The organism is Methylibium sp., from assembly GCF_013817345.1.
Taxonomy (GTDB): Bacteria; Pseudomonadota; Gammaproteobacteria; order Burkholderiales; family Burkholderiaceae_C; genus Methylibium.
The window spans coordinates 17,058-34,119 of the sequence record NZ_JACDCW010000035.1; the positions used below are offsets into that span (position 1 = coordinate 17,058).

General features: G+C 67.6%; 18 protein-coding genes. 9 read left to right on the top strand and 9 right to left on the bottom strand.

From position 1 onward, the window contains the following. Positions 1–4: 4 nt before the first annotated feature. Positions 5–1,162: a cupin domain-containing protein gene (locus tag H0W40_RS08785; RefSeq protein WP_292445402.1), complete on the bottom strand. Its 1,158-nt coding sequence runs from the start codon at positions 1,160–1,162 to the stop codon at positions 5–7. 25 nt (positions 1,163–1,187) lie between these two features. On the opposite strand from H0W40_RS08785, the gene H0W40_RS08790 reads away from it, so the two are divergent. Then, positions 1,188–1,709: a peptidylprolyl isomerase gene (locus H0W40_RS08790; RefSeq protein ID WP_292445404.1), complete on the top strand. Its 522-nt coding sequence runs from the start codon at positions 1,188–1,190 to the stop codon at positions 1,707–1,709. Positions 1,710–1,740: 31 nt separating this feature from the next. On the opposite strand, the gene dut is transcribed toward H0W40_RS08790, so the two are convergent. Next, positions 1,741–2,187 carry a dUTP diphosphatase gene (dut, locus tag H0W40_RS08795; protein ID WP_292445405.1) on the bottom strand — a complete coding sequence of 149 codons (447 nt, stop codon included), beginning with the start codon at positions 2,185–2,187 and terminating at the stop codon, positions 1,741–1,743. Positions 2,188–2,215: 28 nt separating this feature from the next. Continuing rightward, positions 2,216–3,448, bottom strand: a complete 1,233-nt coding sequence (gene coaBC, locus H0W40_RS08800; RefSeq protein ID WP_292445406.1) for a bifunctional phosphopantothenoylcysteine decarboxylase/phosphopantothenate--cysteine ligase CoaBC — start codon at positions 3,446–3,448, stop codon at positions 2,216–2,218. A gap of 130 nt (positions 3,449–3,578) precedes the next feature. Here coaBC and H0W40_RS08805 point away from each other — a divergent pair, with 130 nt between their 5' ends. Then, entirely contained in the window at positions 3,579–4,961 is a 1,383-nt protein-coding gene (locus H0W40_RS08805; protein ID WP_292445408.1) for a cytochrome ubiquinol oxidase subunit I, read from the top strand. A 22-nt stretch (positions 4,962–4,983) separates the two neighbouring features. Beyond that, on the top strand, positions 4,984–5,979 hold the full coding sequence (locus H0W40_RS08810) for a cytochrome d ubiquinol oxidase subunit II (RefSeq protein ID WP_292445410.1): 996 nt from the start codon (positions 4,984–4,986) through the stop codon (positions 5,977–5,979). A 10-nt stretch (positions 5,980–5,989) separates the two neighbouring features. Here the strand turns inward: H0W40_RS08810 and H0W40_RS08815 are convergent, their stop codons facing one another. From H0W40_RS08815 to H0W40_RS08835, 5 genes are all read right to left on the bottom strand, one after another. Then, positions 5,990–6,289, bottom strand: coding sequence for a hypothetical protein (locus H0W40_RS08815; protein WP_292445412.1), 300 nt, complete (start codon positions 6,287–6,289; stop codon positions 5,990–5,992). Next, on the bottom strand, positions 6,289–6,543 hold the full coding sequence (locus H0W40_RS08820; protein ID WP_292445413.1) for a MoaD/ThiS family protein: 255 nt from the start codon (positions 6,541–6,543) through the stop codon (positions 6,289–6,291). Before H0W40_RS08820 ends, H0W40_RS08815 begins: the two co-directional genes overlap by 1 nt. 270 nt (positions 6,544–6,813) lie before the next feature. Further along, entirely contained in the window at positions 6,814–8,229 is a 1,416-nt protein-coding gene (locus H0W40_RS08825; protein WP_292445415.1) for an FAD-dependent oxidoreductase, read from the bottom strand. A gap of 34 nt (positions 8,230–8,263) precedes the next feature. Continuing rightward, a complete protein-coding gene (locus tag H0W40_RS08830) occupies positions 8,264–10,111 on the bottom strand; it encodes an aldehyde ferredoxin oxidoreductase family protein (protein WP_292445416.1) in 1,848 nt (615 codons plus the stop codon). An 11-nt stretch (positions 10,112–10,122) separates the two neighbouring features. Further along, complete coding sequence (locus H0W40_RS08835; protein WP_292445418.1) at positions 10,123–10,623, bottom strand: 4Fe-4S dicluster domain-containing protein; 501 nt, start codon at positions 10,621–10,623, stop codon at positions 10,123–10,125. A 381-nt stretch (positions 10,624–11,004) separates the two neighbouring features. Here H0W40_RS08835 and H0W40_RS08840 point away from each other — a divergent pair, with 381 nt between their 5' ends. Next, positions 11,005–13,083 (top strand): sigma-54-dependent Fis family transcriptional regulator, encoded by a 2,079-nt coding sequence (locus tag H0W40_RS08840; protein ID WP_292445419.1) that lies wholly within the window; start codon positions 11,005–11,007, stop codon positions 13,081–13,083. Positions 13,084–13,129: 46 nt separating this feature from the next. Here the strand turns inward: H0W40_RS08840 and H0W40_RS08845 are convergent, their stop codons facing one another. Further along, entirely contained in the window at positions 13,130–14,122 is a 993-nt protein-coding gene (locus H0W40_RS08845) for an alpha/beta fold hydrolase (RefSeq protein WP_292445420.1), read from the bottom strand. Between the two features lie 85 nt (positions 14,123–14,207). On the opposite strand from H0W40_RS08845, the gene pqqA reads away from it, so the two are divergent. The 5 genes from pqqA to H0W40_RS08865 all read left to right on the top strand — a co-directional run. Next, the gene (gene pqqA, locus H0W40_RS20025) at positions 14,208–14,288 is read left to right on the top strand and encodes a pyrroloquinoline quinone precursor peptide PqqA (protein ID WP_367153779.1); all 81 of its coding nucleotides are present in this window, start codon (positions 14,208–14,210) and stop codon (positions 14,286–14,288) included. Between the two features lie 57 nt (positions 14,289–14,345). Further along, on the top strand, positions 14,346–15,278 hold the full coding sequence (gene pqqB / locus H0W40_RS08850; protein WP_292445422.1) for a pyrroloquinoline quinone biosynthesis protein PqqB: 933 nt from the start codon (positions 14,346–14,348) through the stop codon (positions 15,276–15,278). 106 nt (positions 15,279–15,384) lie between these two features. Continuing rightward, positions 15,385–16,140 carry a pyrroloquinoline-quinone synthase PqqC gene (gene pqqC / locus H0W40_RS08855; protein WP_292445423.1) on the top strand — a complete coding sequence of 252 codons (756 nt, stop codon included), beginning with the start codon at positions 15,385–15,387 and terminating at the stop codon, positions 16,138–16,140. 40 nt (positions 16,141–16,180) lie between these two features. Continuing rightward, positions 16,181–16,459, top strand: a complete 279-nt coding sequence (gene pqqD, locus H0W40_RS08860; RefSeq protein ID WP_292445424.1) for a pyrroloquinoline quinone biosynthesis peptide chaperone PqqD — start codon at positions 16,181–16,183, stop codon at positions 16,457–16,459. Then, positions 16,437–17,062, top strand: a 626-nt coding sequence (locus H0W40_RS08865; RefSeq protein WP_292445426.1) for a radical SAM protein, incomplete at its 3' end; no start/stop codon positions are given. The genes pqqD and H0W40_RS08865, both read left to right, overlap by 23 nt.

Sequence of the window (17,062 nt, forward strand, 5' to 3'; positions counted from 1 at the left end):
GCCGTCACTCCTTCGCCGGCCCGTCCAGCGCTTGCAGCCAGCCGTCTTCCAGCCACTGCATCAGCAGTTCGCGCGCCGCCTCATCGGCGCGCGCAAGTTCGCTCGCGTTCAGGCGGCGCGCATCGGCCAGGCGGCGCATCAGCTTTGCGGCGCGCCCACCGGCACGCCAGGATTCGCCGTTGACGAACACATGGGCATCGTCATACATCATCCGCGTGCGCGGGTCGAGCACAACCCCGCCTTCGAGCGCTCCTGCCTCGCCGGGCGCAAACCACACGTGCGGTTTCGGCTCGGTCAGCGCTTCGCCGAGCGCGGCCTGCAGCGCGCGCGGCTCGCGCAGCGCACGGGCGACCGCGTCGGCCGCGAAAGCCTGCAGCGCCGGTGGAATGCGGCCGGGCTCCACGGTGGCCGGCTGCGAAGCATCGCGGTAAACAACGCGCGGGCCGGCGTCGTCGCCTTCGAGCAGGCGGCCGAGCACCTCGCGGGCGAGCTCGGCGCGCTCGGGTGCGCGAAAGCCGATCGAGGCGGTCATGCACTCGCCTTCGGCCACGCCGTCGTGGCCCCACCCCGGCGGCAGATAGAGCATGTCGCCGGGTTCGAGCAGCCACTCGTGCTGCGGCTCGAAGCGGGCCAGGATCTTCAGCGGCAGCCCGGGCTCGGGTGTGGCGTCGCGCACGGCACCGACGCGCCAGCGACGCCGCCCCTGCACCTGCAGCAGGAACACATCGTAGGAATCGACGTGCGGCCCAACGCCACCACCATCGCTGGCCCAGGACAGCATCAGGTCGTCGAGCCGCGCCTCGGGCACGAAGCGAAAGCGCTCGAGCAAGGCCCGCGCTTGCGGTACATGCAGGTCCAGTCCCTGCACCAACAAGCTCCAGCCCGGCTGCGAAACCGCGGGCAGCGCGCGGCGCGGCAGCGGGCCCGATCGCAGCCGCCAGCCGCCCGGCGCCTCATTGGCGCCCTGCACAATCAGACGGGACTCGACCGCCTCGCTCGCCGCCAGCGCAAACAGTGCCTTGCGGTCGAGCGGCGGCTGCACGTCAGGCATCGCCTGGCGGATCAGCAGCGGCTTCTTCTGCCAGTGCCGGCGCATGAAAAGTCGTGGGCTCAGGCGACCCAGCAAAGGGGTCGGCGTATCGATGTCCGCAGGCGTAGGCATGGGGTCATTGTGCGATCATCTCCGCATGCAAATCGACGCACCGTGCGTCGTCAGCCTGAGCTGGCGACTCGAAGACGCCCACGGTCAACTGATCGACGAACTGGTCGAGCCCGTCGAGTTTTTCGTGGGCGGCGACGACCTGCTGAACAAGGTCGAAGAGGCGTTGATCGGCCATGAGGCGGGCTTCGAGGCGAGCCTGCACCTCGAGCCCGAACATGCCTTCGGCGACTACGACCCCGCGCTCGTTTTCTTCGAGGAACGCAGCGCATTCAGCGGGCACATCGAAGCAGGCATGCAGTTCGACGGGGTGCCCGAAGGCGCCACGACGCAGGGCATGTCGAACGAGGTGGTCTACACCGTCACCGAAGCCTTCGATACCCACGTGGTGTTCGACGGCAATCATCCGCTGGCGGGCATCGCGCTGGTGCTGGCGCTGAAGGTGCGAGACGTGCGAGCCGCCTCCGAGGTCGAGATCGAACACGGTTCGGTCGCGCAGCAGACGGTCACTGTGTTGAGTACCGCGCCGCCCTCCACGCAACTGCACTGAAGCGGTGCCAGGCCGCGCTGAGCTCGCCGCGTTATCGGCCGGTTGAGCCGAAGCCGCCTTCACCTCGGTGCGACGCATCGAAGGACGCGACCACCCGAAAGCCCGCCTGCACGACCGGCACGATGACGAGTTGTGCGATGCGCTCCATCGGCTGCAGGGTGAACGCAGCGCCGCTGCGGTTCCAGCAACTCACCATGAGCGGGCCCTGGTAGTCGGAATCGATCAATCCGACCAGGTTGCCCAGCACGATGCCGTGCTTGTGACCCAGGCCCGAGCGCGGCAGGATCATGGCGGCCAAGCCGGCATCGCCGATGTGCAGTGCAAGCCCTGTGGGAATCAAATGAGACGCTCCCGGCTCGATCACGAGCGGCGCATCGAGGCAGGCGCGCAGATCGAGGCCTGCGCTGCCCGGCGTGGCATAGCTCGGCAGCAACTCGGCAAGGCGCGGGTCCAGCACCTTCAGGTCGATGGTCGTCATGCAGCAAGGGCGGCAGCGCCGCGAAGTTTCAAACGCTGATCGCCGCGCGTCGCCGCGCGATCTCGGCAACGAGCTGGCGTGCGAGCTCGAGCTTGTCGGCCGTGCCGCCGCCCGCCGGCAGCGCCTGCTCGCCGTGCGCGTCGACCAGCAGCAGCGCGTTGTCGTCGCGGCCGAAGGTGGCGGGGCCGAGGTTGCCGACCACCAGCGGCAGCCGCTTGCGCTCTAGCTTGGCGCGGGCATGCGCCGCAAGCTGCTCGCTCTCGGCAGCAAAGCCGACGCAGTACGGCGGCTTCGGCAGCGCCGCCACCGTGGCGAGGATGTCGGTGTTCTCGGTCAGCTCGACGCCGGGCGCGACCTTCTTGCCGTCCTTCTTGATCTTGTGTTCGGCCAGACGCGCAGGCCGCCAATCGGCCACCGCCGCGGTGGCAACGAAGATGCCGTGCGTCGCGCAATGCGGCAGCACGGCGCCCAGCATCTGCTCGGCGCTTTCCACGTCGATTCGGTTCACCCCGCGCGGCGTGGGCAAGGGCACCGGACCAGCGACCAGCGTGACCTCCGCACCAGCCTCTCGCGCCGCGCGAGCGATCGCGAAGCCCATCTTGCCGCTCGAACGGTTGGTCAGGCCGCGTACCGGATCGATGGCCTCGAAGGTCGGACCCGCAGTGATGAGCACGCGCTCGCCGGCCAGCGGCTTGGGCGACAGAGCGGCCACCAAGTCTTCGAGCAACTCGTCGGGCTCGAGCATGCGGCCGTCGCCGATCTCGCCGCAGGCCTGCGCGCCGCTCGCCGGTCCGAGCAGGAAGGCGCCATCCGCGCGCAACTGCGCGGCATTGCGCTGCGTCGCCGGGTGGGCCCACATCTCGCGGTTCATGGCCGGTGCGAGCAGCAGCGTGCAGCGCTCGGTGGGCCGGGCGAGACACAACAGGCTCAGCAGTTCGTCGGCGCGGCCCTGCGCCAGTTGCGCCATGAGGTCAGCGCTGGCCGGTGCGACGATCACCGCATCGGCCTCGCGCGTGAGGTTGATGTGCGCCATGTTGTTGGGCTCGGCGGCGTCCCACTGGCTGGTCAGTACCGGCTGGCCGGAGAGCGCCTGCATCGTCACCGGGGTGATGAACTGCTGCGCGGCCTCGGTCATCACCACGCGCACCGAAGCGCCGGCCTTGACGAGCAGGCGCGCCAGTTCGGCCGCCTTGTAGCAGGCCACGCCGCCTGAAAGGCCGAGCACGAGGCGCTTGCCGGCGAGGTCTTGACGATCGTTCATCGCAGTCTTGATCGGGCGCAGGTCGGACGCAGATTATGGTGGTGCGGCCGAGAGCACACACGGCGGTTCACGGCGCGGGATACTGGCCTCGACCGATTCACCAGACAAGCACGATGGAGGGAACGACCGGATGGATGCCCTGATCCTGGCGCGCATGCAGTTCGCCGCCAACATCACCTTCCACATCCTGTTCCCTACGATCACCATCGCCCTCGGCTGGCTGCTGCTCTTCTTTCGCGTACGCTGGCTGCGCACGAACGACACCGCCTGGTTGGCGGCGTATCGCCTCTTCACCAAGGTCTTCGCACTGAGCTTCGCGCTCGGCGTCGTCAGCGGCGTGACGATGAGTTTTCAGTTCGGCACTAACTGGCCGGGCTACATGGAGCGCGCCGGCAACGTGGCCGGACCGCTGCTCGCCTACGAAGTGCTCACCGCCTTTTTCCTCGAGGCGGGCTTCCTCGGCATCATGCTGTTCGGGCACGGGCGCGTGAGCGAGCGGGTGCACCTCATGGCCACCTTCTTCGTCGCCTTCGGCACCACCGTGAGCGCGTTCTGGATCCTGGCGCTCAACTCGTGGATGCAGACCCCGGCGGGCTACGAGATCATCGATGGCGTCTTCCACGTCACTAGCTGGGCCGAGGTAATCTTCAACCCCTCCTTCCCCTACCGGCTGACGCACATGCTGCTGGCCTCGGCGCTGACCTGTTCGTTCCTGATCGCGGGCCTGAGCGCCTGGCAGTTGCTGCAGGACTCGGCCCGGCGCTCGGCGGCCAAGATGCTCAAGGTCGGCCTGACCGTCGCCGCCGTGCTGATCCCGGTGCAGATCTTCGTCGGCGACCTGCACGGCCTGAACACGCTGCACCACCAGCCGCAAAAAATTGCTGCGATGGAAGGCGTCTGGGAAACGCAGAAGGGCGCGCCGCTGATGCTCTTTGCATGGCCCGACGCCGAGTTGCGCGAGAACCGCTTCGGCATCTCGATTCCCAACCTGGCCAGCTACATCCTCACGCACGATTTCGACGGCCAGATCAAGGGCCTCAACGAGTTTCCCGATGCGCATCCGCCGGTGGCGCCGGTGTTCTTAGCCTTTCGCGTGATGGTCGGCATGGGCATGCTGATGCTCGCCGTGAGCTGGATCGGCTGGGGCCTGGCAAAGCGCGCGCGCTGGGCGCCGGACAAGCTGCCGCGGCCGCTGCTGTGGGTGCTGGCCGGCATGACGTTCTCCGGCTGGGTGGCCACTGTCGCCGGCTGGTACGTCACCGAGATCGGCCGCCAGCCCTTCATCGTGTACGGCCTGGTGCGCACGGCCGATGTCGTTTCCGACGTGCCGGCCACGATGGTCGCCAGCAGTCTGGCGATGTACCTGCTGGTGTACGTTGCGCTGATCGTCGCCTACATCGGCGTGCTCAAGTACATGGCCGAGAAGCCCGAGGACGTGACGCAGCCCGACGCGCTGGACCAAGCCGAGGGCCGAGCAGCGGAGGTGCTGGTCGAAGGAAAGGCCAGCTCGTGACCGGGCGCCCGGGGGAGCCGACATGAGCTTCGATGAATCACTGCCGGTGATCTTCATGGCGCTGATGGGCGTGTCGATGCTCATCTACGTCATCAGCGACGGCTACGACCTCGGAGTGGGCCTGCTCATGCCGCGTGCCAGCGCGGTCGAGAAAGACGTGCTCATCGCCTCCATCGGCCCGTTCTGGGACGCCAACGAAACCTGGCTCGTGCTGGGCATCGGCATCCTGCTGGTGGCCTTCCCCAAGGCGCACGGCCTGGTGCTCACGCAGCTCTACATGCCGGTGGCGCTGATGCTGGTCGGCCTCATCCTGCGCGGCGTGGCCTTCGACTTTCGCGTCAAGGCCAAGGCCGCGCGCAAACCCATGTGGGACCGACTGTTCTTCGCCGGCTCCCTGCTCGCCTCGGTGTCGCAGGGCTGGATGCTCGGCCGCTACGTCAGCGGCTTCGGCGAGGGTTGGAACTACCCGGTCTTCGCGGGCGCCATCGCGCTCGCGCTGCCGGCAGCCTACGTGCTGATGGGCGCCGCCTGGCTGGTCATGAAGACCGAGGGGGAGTTGCAGGAAAGGGCCATTCACTGGGCCAAGCTGGCCTGGTGGCCGGTAGTCGTGGGCATGGTGCTGATCTCGCTGGCCACGCCGTGGATCAGCGAGACGGTGCGCGAGCGCTGGTTCTCCCTGCCCGAGATCATTGCGCTGATGGTCATTCCGCTGACCACTGCGATCGCCCTGGGCACCGCGCGCGTGCTGCTCGACAAGCCCATCGTTCGCGGCGCACTGTGCTGGCTGCCGTTCGTGCTGTTGATCGGCGTGTTCCTGCTCGGCTTCCTGGGCCTGGCTTACAGCATCTACCCCTACGTGGTGATCGACCAACTCACGATCTGGGAAGCGGCCAGCAGCCCCGCGGCACTCAAGGTGATCCTCGTCGGCGTGTGCATTTCGGTGCCGGCGATCGCCGCCTACACGGTGTTCTCGTACCGGGTGTTCTGGGGCAAGGCGACGGAGCTGCGCTACGGGTGAGGCTCGAGCTTCAACCGCCGCCTCTTTGCATGTAGAGATCGAAGTAGCGCATGAAGGCTTGGCGCACCTCGTCGGTTACGCCTTCAAAGCGAAAGCCCACCGTCATGCGCGGCATGCACATGAGCGCGATCCGCCGTGGCGGCAGTTCGCTCCAGGACAGAAACAGACGGCCAGTGCCGATCGCAACCGTCGCGCCTACGCCCTCGACACATACCGCGCAAGCGCCGCAGGCACCGGACAGCCGAAGCAGCCATTCGGCTTCGGTCCCGGCGGTGTCGCGCTCGAAGCTCGCGGGGTAGTCAGCCTGCATCAGCCGCCCGCGATCGGCGGCCAGATGGCAAGCACATCACCCTCGACCAGCGTGCGCGTCGCGCGATCTTCGGGCGCGATGTAGTGCCCGTTGATCAGCACCAGATGCACCAGCTTCATCGGCAGTGCAAAGCGCGCAATGACGTCGGCGATGGTCGATTCGGGTGCGATGTCGAGTTCGACCCGATTGCCGCGGCGCGCTTCGAGCGGCAAGTGGTCGGTGAGCATGGCGTAGAGCTTGAACGTTATCTTCATGTGTGGATGATGGCCGGATCGGAACGCGTCGGGGTCGCGGGGCGATGCACGGTTCGGCACGAGCGAAGCCGAATCCGAATGCCCGGCTGCGCTCAGGGAAATTCTTGTTCGCTACGCCGGGCATTCGGATGCCGGCTTCGCCGGCAACGCCGTGCTCCTTCGGCGTCGCAAGGAGCATTGAACCAGCCGGGAGCGGGGTCGCCGACGCAGTGAACAAGAATTTGCTGAACGAAGTCGGCGACCCTGCTTCCGGCTGCAAGCAAGAAGAGCTCAGCGCGCCCGTTCCGCCGTCTGCTGCCAACGCTCCTGCGCCTGGCCCTGCGCGATGTAGGCGGCGGTCAGCAAGGTCGGATCGTCGATCAGGCGCTCGCGCCATTCGCCCAGCCGAACCCGCCCTTCCACCAGGCCGCGCATCACGCCCACGTGCTCGGTCCAACCGATGCTGTTGCAGCCGACCAGCCGCTCGGCATCGAACTGCAGGCTCAAGTGCTTGAAGCCGCCGGCATCGGTCAGCTCGACATGCTCGCCGCCGGGCACACCCTCCCAGTCACCGAAGCTCGCCGAGATGAGGCCGAGCGTGTCGAGCACGTTGATCTGCGTCACCCGCTGCAGCACCACCGTTCGGCCGAGCATGTTCATCGCCGCGACCTGGGCCTGGTCGGCCGCGTTGGGTTGAATGGCGCTGATGACGCGCGTCTTGGTGGCCAGGTCGTAGGCCTCGGCGCAGTCGCCCGCCGCAAAAATGCCGGGTACGTTGGTCTGCAGACGCTCGTCAGTGAGGACGCCCTGCTTGCATTCGATGCCGGAGCCTTCGAGGAAGGCGATGTTGGGTTTGACCCCGGTGGCGCTGATCACGAGATCGGCTTCCAGCGTCTGGCCGTTGGACAGGCGCACGCGCATCGGGCTGTTCTCGTCGGAGCGCGCCTGCAGGACCGAGGCGGCGATGGCCGAATCGGCTTCTCCGAAGGAGCGGGTCAGCTTGTCCATCAACGGGCCGAGCCGCGACGGCGCTTCAGCGCTCCCCGCCGGCACCGCCGCGGCGCCGTTCGAGGCTGCTTCGATCGCCTCGACCCGGGTGCCGGTGAAGACCCGCACGCCCTTCGTCTCGCACCAGTCCTTGATCATGTTTCCGGCGGTCGGACCCATCATGCGCGGCACCATGCGGTCGCCCATCTCCACGACTGTCAGTTCCACGCCACGCGCGGCCAGCGCTTCCATGATGATGCAGCCGATGAAACCTGCTCCCATCTGGAGCACCTTGGCGCCGGGCTTGGCGAGCTCCTGAATCTGGCGGGCGTTCTCCAGCGTCCAGCACGGGTGAACGCCGGGCAGATCGATGCCCGGAATCGGCGGGCGTACCGGCTGCGAGCCGGTGGCAATCAGCAGCTTGTCGAACTCGAGGACGCTGCCGTTGTCGAGCGTGACGGTGCGGCGCTGGGCATCGACGCTCACGGCGCGCTGGTGGACGAGGGAGATGTCGAGCTTGCCCAGGTGCTCGGCGTCGCGGCGCAGATAGGTGCCGTTCTCGCCGACGTTGCCCATCAGCAGGTACGGAATCGCCATGCGCGAATAGGGTGGCTCGGGCTCGTCGCCGACGACGACGATGCTGTCGGCGGGCGCGTACTTGCGCAGCGCCTCGGCCGCGATGAGGCCGGCCGGCCCGGCGCCCAGAATCAGATGTCGCATTCGAGTTCTTCGGTGATCACCGGCGCTCGTTCTTCTACAGGCCCAGCCGCTCGCGCGTCTCGGCCTTGAGCTGGCCGGCGGCGTCCCAGCCGCGCGCCTCGTAGTACTTCGGCATCATTTCCGGCAGCTTGCTGACCAGACCCTTGGCCGGGCCGGTTTTCGCCGGTTCGGTGAGCAGGCGCTTGGGCAAGGTGTCGTCCGCGGCGGTGAAGCCGGCCTTGTTGTTGAAGTCGCGCTCCATGTTCCAGATGCGCTCGCCGATGGTGTTCAGGTTCTCCAGCGTGAACTCCTCGCCGCAGGCGGCCGCGACCTGCGGCTGCACGTCCGACAGGCCCCAGGCGAAGCTCGTGAAGATGCAGATGCCGGCCGAGTCGAATGCGGCGGTCGCGTCCTGAAAGGCCTTGACCAGTTCAGGCTTGCCTTCCGAGACCAGCGGGTCGGTCTTCACCGGAATGCCCAGAACTTCCGAGGCCACCGTGTAGCCACGCAGGTGGCAGGCACCACGGTTGGAGGTGGCGTAGGCCAGGCCCATGCCCTGGATGCCGCGCGAGTCGTAGGCCGGGAATTCCTGGCCCTTGACGCTCATCGACAGGTCCGGATGACCGTACTTCGCGGTCAGGCGCCTGGAGCCCATGCCGATCTCCTTGCCGAAGCCTTCGCCCCGCGCGGTGATCTCCGCAAAGTGAACCAGCGCGCGGGCCGAGCCGAAGGGCGCGTCGGTGCCGAGCTGCTCCTTGGTGAGCACGCCCATCTCGAACAGCTCCATCACCGCGCCGATGGTCGCGCCGAAGGAAATTGGGTCCATGCCCTGCTCGTTGCACATCAGGTTGGCGTACTGCAGCGCCTCGAGATCGTTCACGCCGTTGGCGTTGCCCAGCGCCCAGGCCGCTTCGTATTCCAAACCGCCGGAAGCGCCCCAGTACTGCGGCTTGTTCTCCACCGAGAAGTGGCCGGGGTCCATCTTCTGAATGCGCCCGCAGGCGATGGTGCAGCCGAAACAGGCCTGGTTGGTGACGAGCGGCTTCTTGCCGTCGGTCTTGCGCGGCGTGGCCATGGCCTCCGCGGAGATGTCCTTGGCGCCCTCGAACTCAACGTCGCGGTGGTTGCGCGTGGGCGAGGCGCCCATCTCGTTGATGACGTTCATCAGCACCTGGGTGCCGTAGGTCGGCAGGCCCTGGCCGGTAACCGCGTTGTCGGCGAGGATCTTCTTCTTCTCGAAGGTGGTCCGCATGAACTCCTTCGGGTTGGCGATGTTGCCCACGCCCTTGGTACCGCGCACGGCGATCGCCTTGAGGTTCTTGGAGCCCATCACGGCGCCCACGCCGGAGCGGCCGGCGGCCCGGTGCAGGTCGTTCACAACCGCGGCATACAGCACCCCGTTCTCGCCTGCCAGGCCGATGCTCGACACGCGGGTGAGCGGATCCTGGTGCTCTTTCTTGATGATGCCTTCCGTCTCCCACACCGACTTGCCCCACAGGTGCGAGGCGTCACGCAGTTCGGCCTTGTCGTCCTCGATCGCCAGGTACACCGGCTTGGGCGACTTGCCTTCGAAGATCACCATGTCCCAGCCGGCGAACTTGAGCTCCGCGCCCCAGTAGCCGCCCGAGTTGGAGCAGGCGATGGCCCCGGTGAGCGGGCCCTTGGTGACGACCGTGTAGCGCCCGCCGGTCGAGGCCATGGTGCCGGTGAGCGGGCCGGTGGCCCAGATGATCTTGTTCTCGACCGCCAGCGGATCGACCTTGGGGTCGATTTCCTCGACGAGGTACTTGGTGGCCAGGCCGCGGGAGCCGAGGTACTGGCGAGCCCAGTCCATCTTCAAAGGCTCGGACGTGACGCTGCCGGCCGTGAGATTGACGCGAAGGATTTTTCCTGCCCAGGACATGTTCGTTCTCCTTACGCTGCGGCGGGCTGCGTGCTTGGCTGCGCGCTTGGCTGATTACCGAGCTTCTCGGCCCAGGCGGCCATCTTGTTCAGGCCGGTCCAGTTCGCATCGATGTAGGTAATGGCGCCGGTCGGGCACGCTTCGGCGCACGCCGGCTCGCCGCCGCAAAGGTCGCACTTCTGCACCTTGCCGGTCTCCTGCACGTAGTTCACCGTGCCGAAGGGGCAGGCGATGGTGCAGACCTTGCAGCCGACGCAGGTAGCTTCGTTGACGACCTTGGCGCCGGTCATGAGATCGATCGTGATCGCCTCCACCGGGCAGGCGTGCAGGCACCAGGCCTCGTCGCACTGCGTGCAGGTGTAGGGCACCTTGCGGCCGGTATGGTGAAAGTCGAACACCTTGATGCGCGACTTGCTCGGCGCATAGACGCCGTAGTTCTCGAACGAGCAGGCCATCTCGCACTGCAGGCAGCCGGTGCACTTTTCGGGGTCGAGGTGGAGGGTCTTCTGCATGGCTGGCGATCTCCGCGGTCGATTGAATGGTTGGCGCCGGCACACGGATCGCGCAGTTTTTGCACACCGGGCCCAGCGTCGTTCCTGCCTATCTTCTGGGTTCGGCACAGGGCTTCATATCCTGGGATAACCCTCGATCTGCATCTGGCGGAGCGTCACATGCGTATCAACCGTGTCGCAATCGGATCGCATGCCGTTTTGTGGTCAGCAGTTACCTTGTGCATTGCTCAGTGCTGCGAAATTGAACATTCCTGTCGCATCGCCTAGCATCCGCGCTCTGCCGCCGATTCGTGTTTCAGGCGCCGTCGTCCACGGCAGTGATTGTTCAAGAGCGTCCAGCGGGCCAAGACGCCGGCTGACACGCAACGAAAGGAAGGCTCGATGACCACGCAGAGCTCGCAGTCCGCCCTGCCCGCCGGCCGCCGCCGCCGCGAAGAAGCCGCCCAGCGGCCGATCGCCAGCGCATTGCCGCTGGACGGCAGTCATGTGATGTCGATCAACGAGTCGCACGAGCGATGTGCAGCACTGGGGCTTTCGCGCATCGGCTCGCCGGACTACACGCCGATCGCCCGCTCCGACTTCACCATCACCCGCGAACGCAACCGCCGGTTATTCGCGCACGCCGCGCCGGTGATGGAACTGCTGTTCGAGCAGATCGTCAAGACGCAGAGCATGGTGGTGCTGACCGACGCCCAGGGCACCATCCTGCACTCCATCGGCGATGAAGACTTTCTCGAGAAGGCAGCCAAGGTGGCCCTGGCGCCCGGCGTCAACTGGGCCGAATGCGCCAAGGGCACCAACGGCATGGGCACCGCGCTGATCGACGAGACCGCGGTGCTGGTGCATGCCGACGAGCACTTCATGCACGCTAACCACTTCCTGACCTGTCAGGCCGCGCCCATCCTCGACCCGCGCGGCAACATCCTGGGCGTGCTCGATGTATCGGGCGACCGGCGCGGCTACCACCAGCACACGATGGGGCTGGTGAAGATGTCGGCGCGGATGATCGAGAACCACTGGCTGAACGACGATTTCCGTGATGCCCTGCGGCTGCACTTCCATGCCCGGCTGGAGTTCATCGGCACGCTGATGGAAGGCATCCTCGCGGTCGATCGCGACGGCCGCATCCTGGGTGCGAACCGCAGCGCGCTCGACCTGCTCGGCATGAGCGGCGCCGGCCTGCGCATGCACACCGTGGCCAGCCTGCTCGGCACGCCCATCGGCAGCATCGTCGACGCCTGCCGCACGCCGCTGACCGCGCCGCTGCGCGTGGCGCTGCCCAGCGGCCAGGCGGTTCACGTGCAGGCCCGCTGCAACTGGCCGCTGTGGCAAGGCGGCTGGGAAGACGCGCCTGCAACCGGCCCCGACGCCAGCCACTCGGCGGCGGCGGCGACAGCCGCCGCCATGCGCGCCGAGAAACCCGAGGCACCGGCTGCGGTGGAAGAGCCCGCCGCGCCGGCTCCGACCTTCGCCCGCCTTCAGACCGGCGACGCGCAGATCGACGCGGTCATCGGCAAGCTCAAGCGCGTGCTCAACCGCGACATTCCGGTGCTGATCCTCGGCGAGGCCGGCAGCGGCAAGGAAATGCTTGCGCGCGCCATTCACCGCGAGTCACGCCGCGCGTCGCAGCCCTTCCTCGCCGTGCAGTGCGCCTCGGTGCCCGAGGCCCTGCTGGAAGCCGAACTGTTCGGCTACGCCGAAGGCGTGTTCCCCGGCGCACGCCGCCAGGGCGCGGTCGGCAAGATCGTGCAGGCCTGGGGCGGCACGCTTTTCCTCGACGAGATCGGCGGGCTGCCGGCCGGCCTGCAGGCGCGGCTGCTGCGCGTGCTGCAGGAACGCCGGCTCACACCGCTGGGCGCGGTGCAGCCGATCGAGGTCGACGTGGCCCTCATCGGCGCCACCGACCGCAACCCCCGCGAGCTGATCGAAAACCACAGCCTGCGCGAAGACCTCTACTACCGCCTGAACGGCCTGGCCGTGCGGCTGCCACCGCTGCGCGAACGCTCCGACCTGATGCTGCTGGTCAAGCAGATCCTCGCGGACGAATGCGCTGGGGACGCCCCGAGCCTCGCCCCCGAGGTCTCGGAACTGCTGGCGCGCTACGACTGGCCGGGCAACCTGCGCCAGCTCGCGGGCGTGCTGCACACCGCCGCCGTGATGGCCGGCAACGAGCCGCGCGTCACGCGCGAGCACCTGTCCGACGACTTCCTCGAAGACGCCTCACAGCGCCTTGCGCCCGCCGTCGAGCCCGCTGTACCGCAACCCGCCGCTGTCCGTGCGGGCGAGGCAGGCGCGCCCGCCGCGGTCAGGGCCGGCGGCGGCACGCTGGAAGAACTCGAGCGCGAAATGATTCGCCAGGCGGTGGACGCTGCCGACGGCAACATCTCGGTCGCCTCCAAGCGGCTGGGGATCAGCCGCAACACCATCTATCGCAAGCTGCGCTGGAACAACGCGGCTTGATTCGCTTCCTCTCCTGCTGGCGGGAGCACCCGGGATGTTCGAGCTTTCATCCCCGCAACAGCGCGGCAACCCATTCGCGTGCGGCCTCGGCGAGCGCCGGTGAGAGCCGAGGGTCGCTGAGTCGGTGACCGGCGCCCGGCACCACATGCACTTGCGCGCCCGGTAGCACCCGCCCCAATTCACGGGCCAGCGCCGGATCGCAGGTCGCGTCATCGGCACCGCACACCACGCCGCTGGGCCCGCACTCCAGCGGCGCCGCTGGAAGGCCGCGCGGATGCCCGTCGCGTTCGCCCCAGCCCCGCCTCGCGTAATGGAGATGCACCCGCCATGCCGCGGCCTGGGTTTCCGTCAGCGCCTTCAACGCAGTGGGCGAACAGCGGCTGACGCTGGCGAGCGCTCCACCGGGCGCCGACTGCGAATCGTCGAAAGACGCCCAGGCACGCGCGACTTTTTCGTCCTCCAGCGAGCCCGGGGGTAACCCTGTGTCAGTGCAGAGCGATTCTGTTGAGCGCTGGTACAGCGCCCAGACCGCCGCGGCGGACTCCTGGCCCAACCAGGCTTCGCCCTCCTGCCCGAGCCAGGCCGGCCACGGTGCGATGTAGCGCTGTGTTTCAGACAGGCCGCCTAGAAACGGACTGCGCAGCAACAAGCCGTTCACCCGCTGGGGCCATCCGGCCGCGTAGCGCAAGGCAACCCGCGCACCCCAGGAGCCGCCGGTCAGGGCCCAGCGCTCGATCCCTAGCTGCGCGCGCAGCCGCTCCATGTCGGCCAGCAGGTCGCCCAGGGTGTTGTGCGCCGTTTCGCCGAGCGGTGTGCTGCGTCCGCAGCCGCGCTGGTCGATCGCGATCCAGCGCACCGGCAGCCCGGCGAGCCAGCCGGCCGGCTCGGCGCGGCTGGCGCCGCCCGGACCGCCATGCACGATCAGCACCGGCACGCCGCGCGCATCGCCGCCCTCGCACCACCACACGCGATGCCCGTCGAGCGGTGCGAGCCACTCTCCGGGAGGAAGGGTTTGTCCTTGATTTGGGGTCGTGCTCACAGGGTCAATGCGGGGTTGCGGGGCACCGGGCCCGTGGGCGACTCTACACAGTGACGGACACCGCCATTTCCCTGGAGAAAACAAGATGAAGCTTCGATGGACCAAACCCCGGTACGAAGCGATGCGCTTCGGTTTCGAAGTCACGATGTACGCGTCGGTCCGCTGAGCGCTCGATGAACGGAGATACGGCAAACGCGCCGCCACTGCCCCGGAAGGCCGCGTCATGAAGATCATCGTGCTCGGCTCGGGCGCAGGCGGCGGATGCCCTCAATGGAACTGCAACTGCGCGGTGTGCGCGAGTGCGCGCAATGGCTCGCGCATGATCCGCCCGCGCACGCAGAGCTCGATCGCCGTCTCGCCCGACGGTAATCACTGGGTGCTGCTCAACGCCTCGCCCGACATCGGCCAGCAACTCCGCGTGCAGCCCATCCTGCACCCCAAGCAGGGTCTGCGCGACACGCCCATCAAGGCCGTGATCCTGATGGACGCCCAGGTCGATCACGCCACCGGCCTGCTCAGCCTGCGCGAAGGCCCGCCGATCGAGCTGTACGTGACGCCCTGCGTGTTCGAGGACCTGACCACCGGCCTGCCCATCCTCACGGTGCTCGAGCACTACTGCGGCGTGCACTGGCATCTGCTGCCGGTGGCCGGCGAGCAGCGCATCGCCGAGTTCGCGATCGAAGGCTTCGAGACCCTGCGCTTTCGCGCGGTTGCCATTCCCGGCAAGGCGCCGCCTTTCTCACCGCATCGACACGACTCCAAGGTGGGGGACAACATCGCCCTCGAAGTCACCGACCTGCGATCGGGCAAGCGCCTGTTCTATTCGCCGGGTCTGGCCGAGGTGGGGCCGAACGAGCTGGAGTGGATGCGCGGCGCCGACTGCCTGCTGGTCGACGGCACCTTCTGGAGCGAAGACGAAATGGTCAAGGCTGGACTGGGGCAAAAGTACGCCGCCGACATGGGCCATCTGCCGCAGCAAAGCACCCCCGAGCGCCGCGGCATGATGGACGCGCTCGACGAGACCGGCGCGGCTCGCAAGGTTCTTATCCACATCAATAACAGCAACCCGATCCTCGACGACTACGGCCCCGAACGCACCGAACTCGCCAACCGCGGCATCGAGGTCGCGTACGACGGAATGGAGATCGCGCTATGAGCCGCGTAAGAGGGGCCCCACGAAGTGGAGACCTGCGCGAGCGAGCAGCGCGACTGCGGCCGACGGCTTGGTCTTGCAATCGCCACGGCAGTTCGGAGGCCGCTCTGTGAACGCCGCCCTGCCCCCCACCGTGGCCAAGGAGTTGCCCTGGCCGGCCGACGAATTCGAAGCGCGCCTGCGCGCGCGCGAATCCGGCTATCACATCCACCATGCCTTCAATCGCCGCCTCAACAGCGGTGCACTGGCGCCCTTCCAGGTGCGCGGCTGGGTCGCCAACCGCTTCTACTACCAGCAGGCGATCCCGATGAAGGACGCCGCGGTGATGAGCAACTGCGACGACCGCGAGACCCGCCGCCGCTGGGCGCTGCGACTGCTCGACCACGACGGCCACGACGACTTCGAAGGCGCGAACGCCGGTGGCATCGAGGTCTGGACGCAGCTCGGCCTGGCCGTCGGCCTGACGCGCGAAGACCTCTGGTCTCAGCGCCACGTGCAGCCCGGCGTGCGCTTCGCGGTCGACGCCTACGTGAACTTCGCTCGCCGCTCGTGCTGGCAGGAAGGCGTGATCTCCTCGCTGACGGAGATGTTCGCGCCGAAGATCCACGCCGATCGGCTGGCGGGCTGGCCGAGCCACTATCCGTGGATCGACGCCAGCGGCCTGGCCTACTTCCGCAACCGCATCCCGCTGGCGCAGCGCGACGTGGAGCACGGCCTGGAGGTCGCCCATAGCTGGTGCGACACGCGCACCCGGCAGGAACGCGCTCTCGCCATCCTGCAGTTCAAGCTCGACGTGCTGTGGACGATGCTCGATGCCGTCGAGCGCGCCTACCCCGACGACCTTGCCGAAGAGCTTCGACCATGAGCACGCCGGACCGCCCCGAATGCTCATGCAGGATGCACACATGAGCGCTGCCGCCACGGTAGCCGACAACCAGCACCCGGCCCTCGCGCCGATGTACCGCCTGCAGTTCGAGCCGGCGCAGGACTGCTGGGTGCTGCTCTACCCCGAAGGCCTGGTCAAGCTCAACGGCCCGGCCAGCGAAATTCTCCGGCGCTGCGACGGCAAGGCCAGCGTCGCCGAGATCACCGCCGACCTCGAGAAGACCTTCAACGAAACCAGTCTGCGCGGCGACGTCGGCGAGTTCCTGGGCGACGCCTATGAACGCGGCTGGATCGTCTGAAGCGCTTCACTCGGAGCGCGCGCCTGGCACCGCACACGCAGTGTCACGCGCGCCCCTGTGGCTGCTGGCCGAGCTGACCTACCGCTGCCCCCTGCACTGCGTGTTCTGTTCCAACCCGACCGACTACGCGCAGCACGCGGACGAGATCTCCACCGCCGACTGGCAGCGCGTGTTTCGCGAGGCCCGCAAGGCTGGCGCCGTGCAGCTCGGCTTCTCGGGCGGCGAGCCGCTGTTGCGCGAAGACCTGGAAGAGCTGATCGCCGAGGCGCGCCAGCTCGGCTACTACACCACCCTCATCACCTCCGGCGTCGGCCTGACCGAGCCGCGCGCTCGCGCGCTCAAGGATGCGGGGCTCGACCACATCCAGCTCAGCTTTCAGGACTCCACGAGGGAGCTGAACGATTTCCTTTCGTCCACACGCACGTTCGAGCACAAGAGCAAGGTCGCCGCGATCATCAAGGGCCTGGGCTGGCCGCTGGTGCTCAACTGCGTGATGCACCGCTACAACCTGCCGCACGTGGGCCGCATCATCGACATGGCCGAGCGCATGGGCGTCGACTTCCTGGAACTCACCAGCACGCAGTACCACGGCTGGGCCTGGCT

What these genes read in the sequence shown, in the direction of transcription:
- coaBC (WP_292445406.1), bottom strand. Translation starts at nt 3,448, where the DNA reads ATGAACGATCGTCAAGACCTCGCCGGCAAGCGCCTCGTGCTCGGCCTT.
- H0W40_RS08820 (WP_292445413.1), bottom strand. Translation starts at nt 6,543, where the DNA reads ATGAAGATAACGTTCAAGCTCTACGCCATGCTCACCGACCACTTGCCG.
- pqqA (WP_367153779.1), top strand. Translation starts at nt 14,208, where the DNA reads ATGAAGCTTCGATGGACCAAACCCCGGTACGAAGCGATGCGCTTCGGT.
- H0W40_RS08790 (WP_292445404.1), top strand. Translation starts at nt 1,188, where the DNA reads ATGCAAATCGACGCACCGTGCGTCGTCAGCCTGAGCTGGCGACTCGAA.
- H0W40_RS08830 (WP_292445416.1), bottom strand. Translation starts at nt 10,111, where the DNA reads ATGTCCTGGGCAGGAAAAATCCTTCGCGTCAATCTCACGGCCGGCAGC.
- H0W40_RS08840 (WP_292445419.1), top strand. Translation starts at nt 11,005, where the DNA reads ATGACCACGCAGAGCTCGCAGTCCGCCCTGCCCGCCGGCCGCCGCCGC.
- H0W40_RS08825 (WP_292445415.1), bottom strand. Translation starts at nt 8,229, where the DNA reads ATGCGACATCTGATTCTGGGCGCCGGGCCGGCCGGCCTCATCGCGGCC.
- pqqD (WP_292445424.1), top strand. Translation starts at nt 16,181, where the DNA reads ATGAGCGCTGCCGCCACGGTAGCCGACAACCAGCACCCGGCCCTCGCG.
- H0W40_RS08805 (WP_292445408.1), top strand. Translation starts at nt 3,579, where the DNA reads ATGGATGCCCTGATCCTGGCGCGCATGCAGTTCGCCGCCAACATCACC.
- H0W40_RS08810 (WP_292445410.1), top strand. Translation starts at nt 4,984, where the DNA reads ATGAGCTTCGATGAATCACTGCCGGTGATCTTCATGGCGCTGATGGGC.
- H0W40_RS08835 (WP_292445418.1), bottom strand. Translation starts at nt 10,623, where the DNA reads ATGCAGAAGACCCTCCACCTCGACCCCGAAAAGTGCACCGGCTGCCTG.
- H0W40_RS08815 (WP_292445412.1), bottom strand. Translation starts at nt 6,289, where the DNA reads ATGCAGGCTGACTACCCCGCGAGCTTCGAGCGCGACACCGCCGGGACC.
- dut (WP_292445405.1), bottom strand. Translation starts at nt 2,187, where the DNA reads ATGACGACCATCGACCTGAAGGTGCTGGACCCGCGCCTTGCCGAGTTG.
- H0W40_RS08785 (WP_292445402.1), bottom strand. Translation starts at nt 1,162, where the DNA reads ATGCCTACGCCTGCGGACATCGATACGCCGACCCCTTTGCTGGGTCGC.
- pqqB (WP_292445422.1), top strand. Translation starts at nt 14,346, where the DNA reads ATGAAGATCATCGTGCTCGGCTCGGGCGCAGGCGGCGGATGCCCTCAA.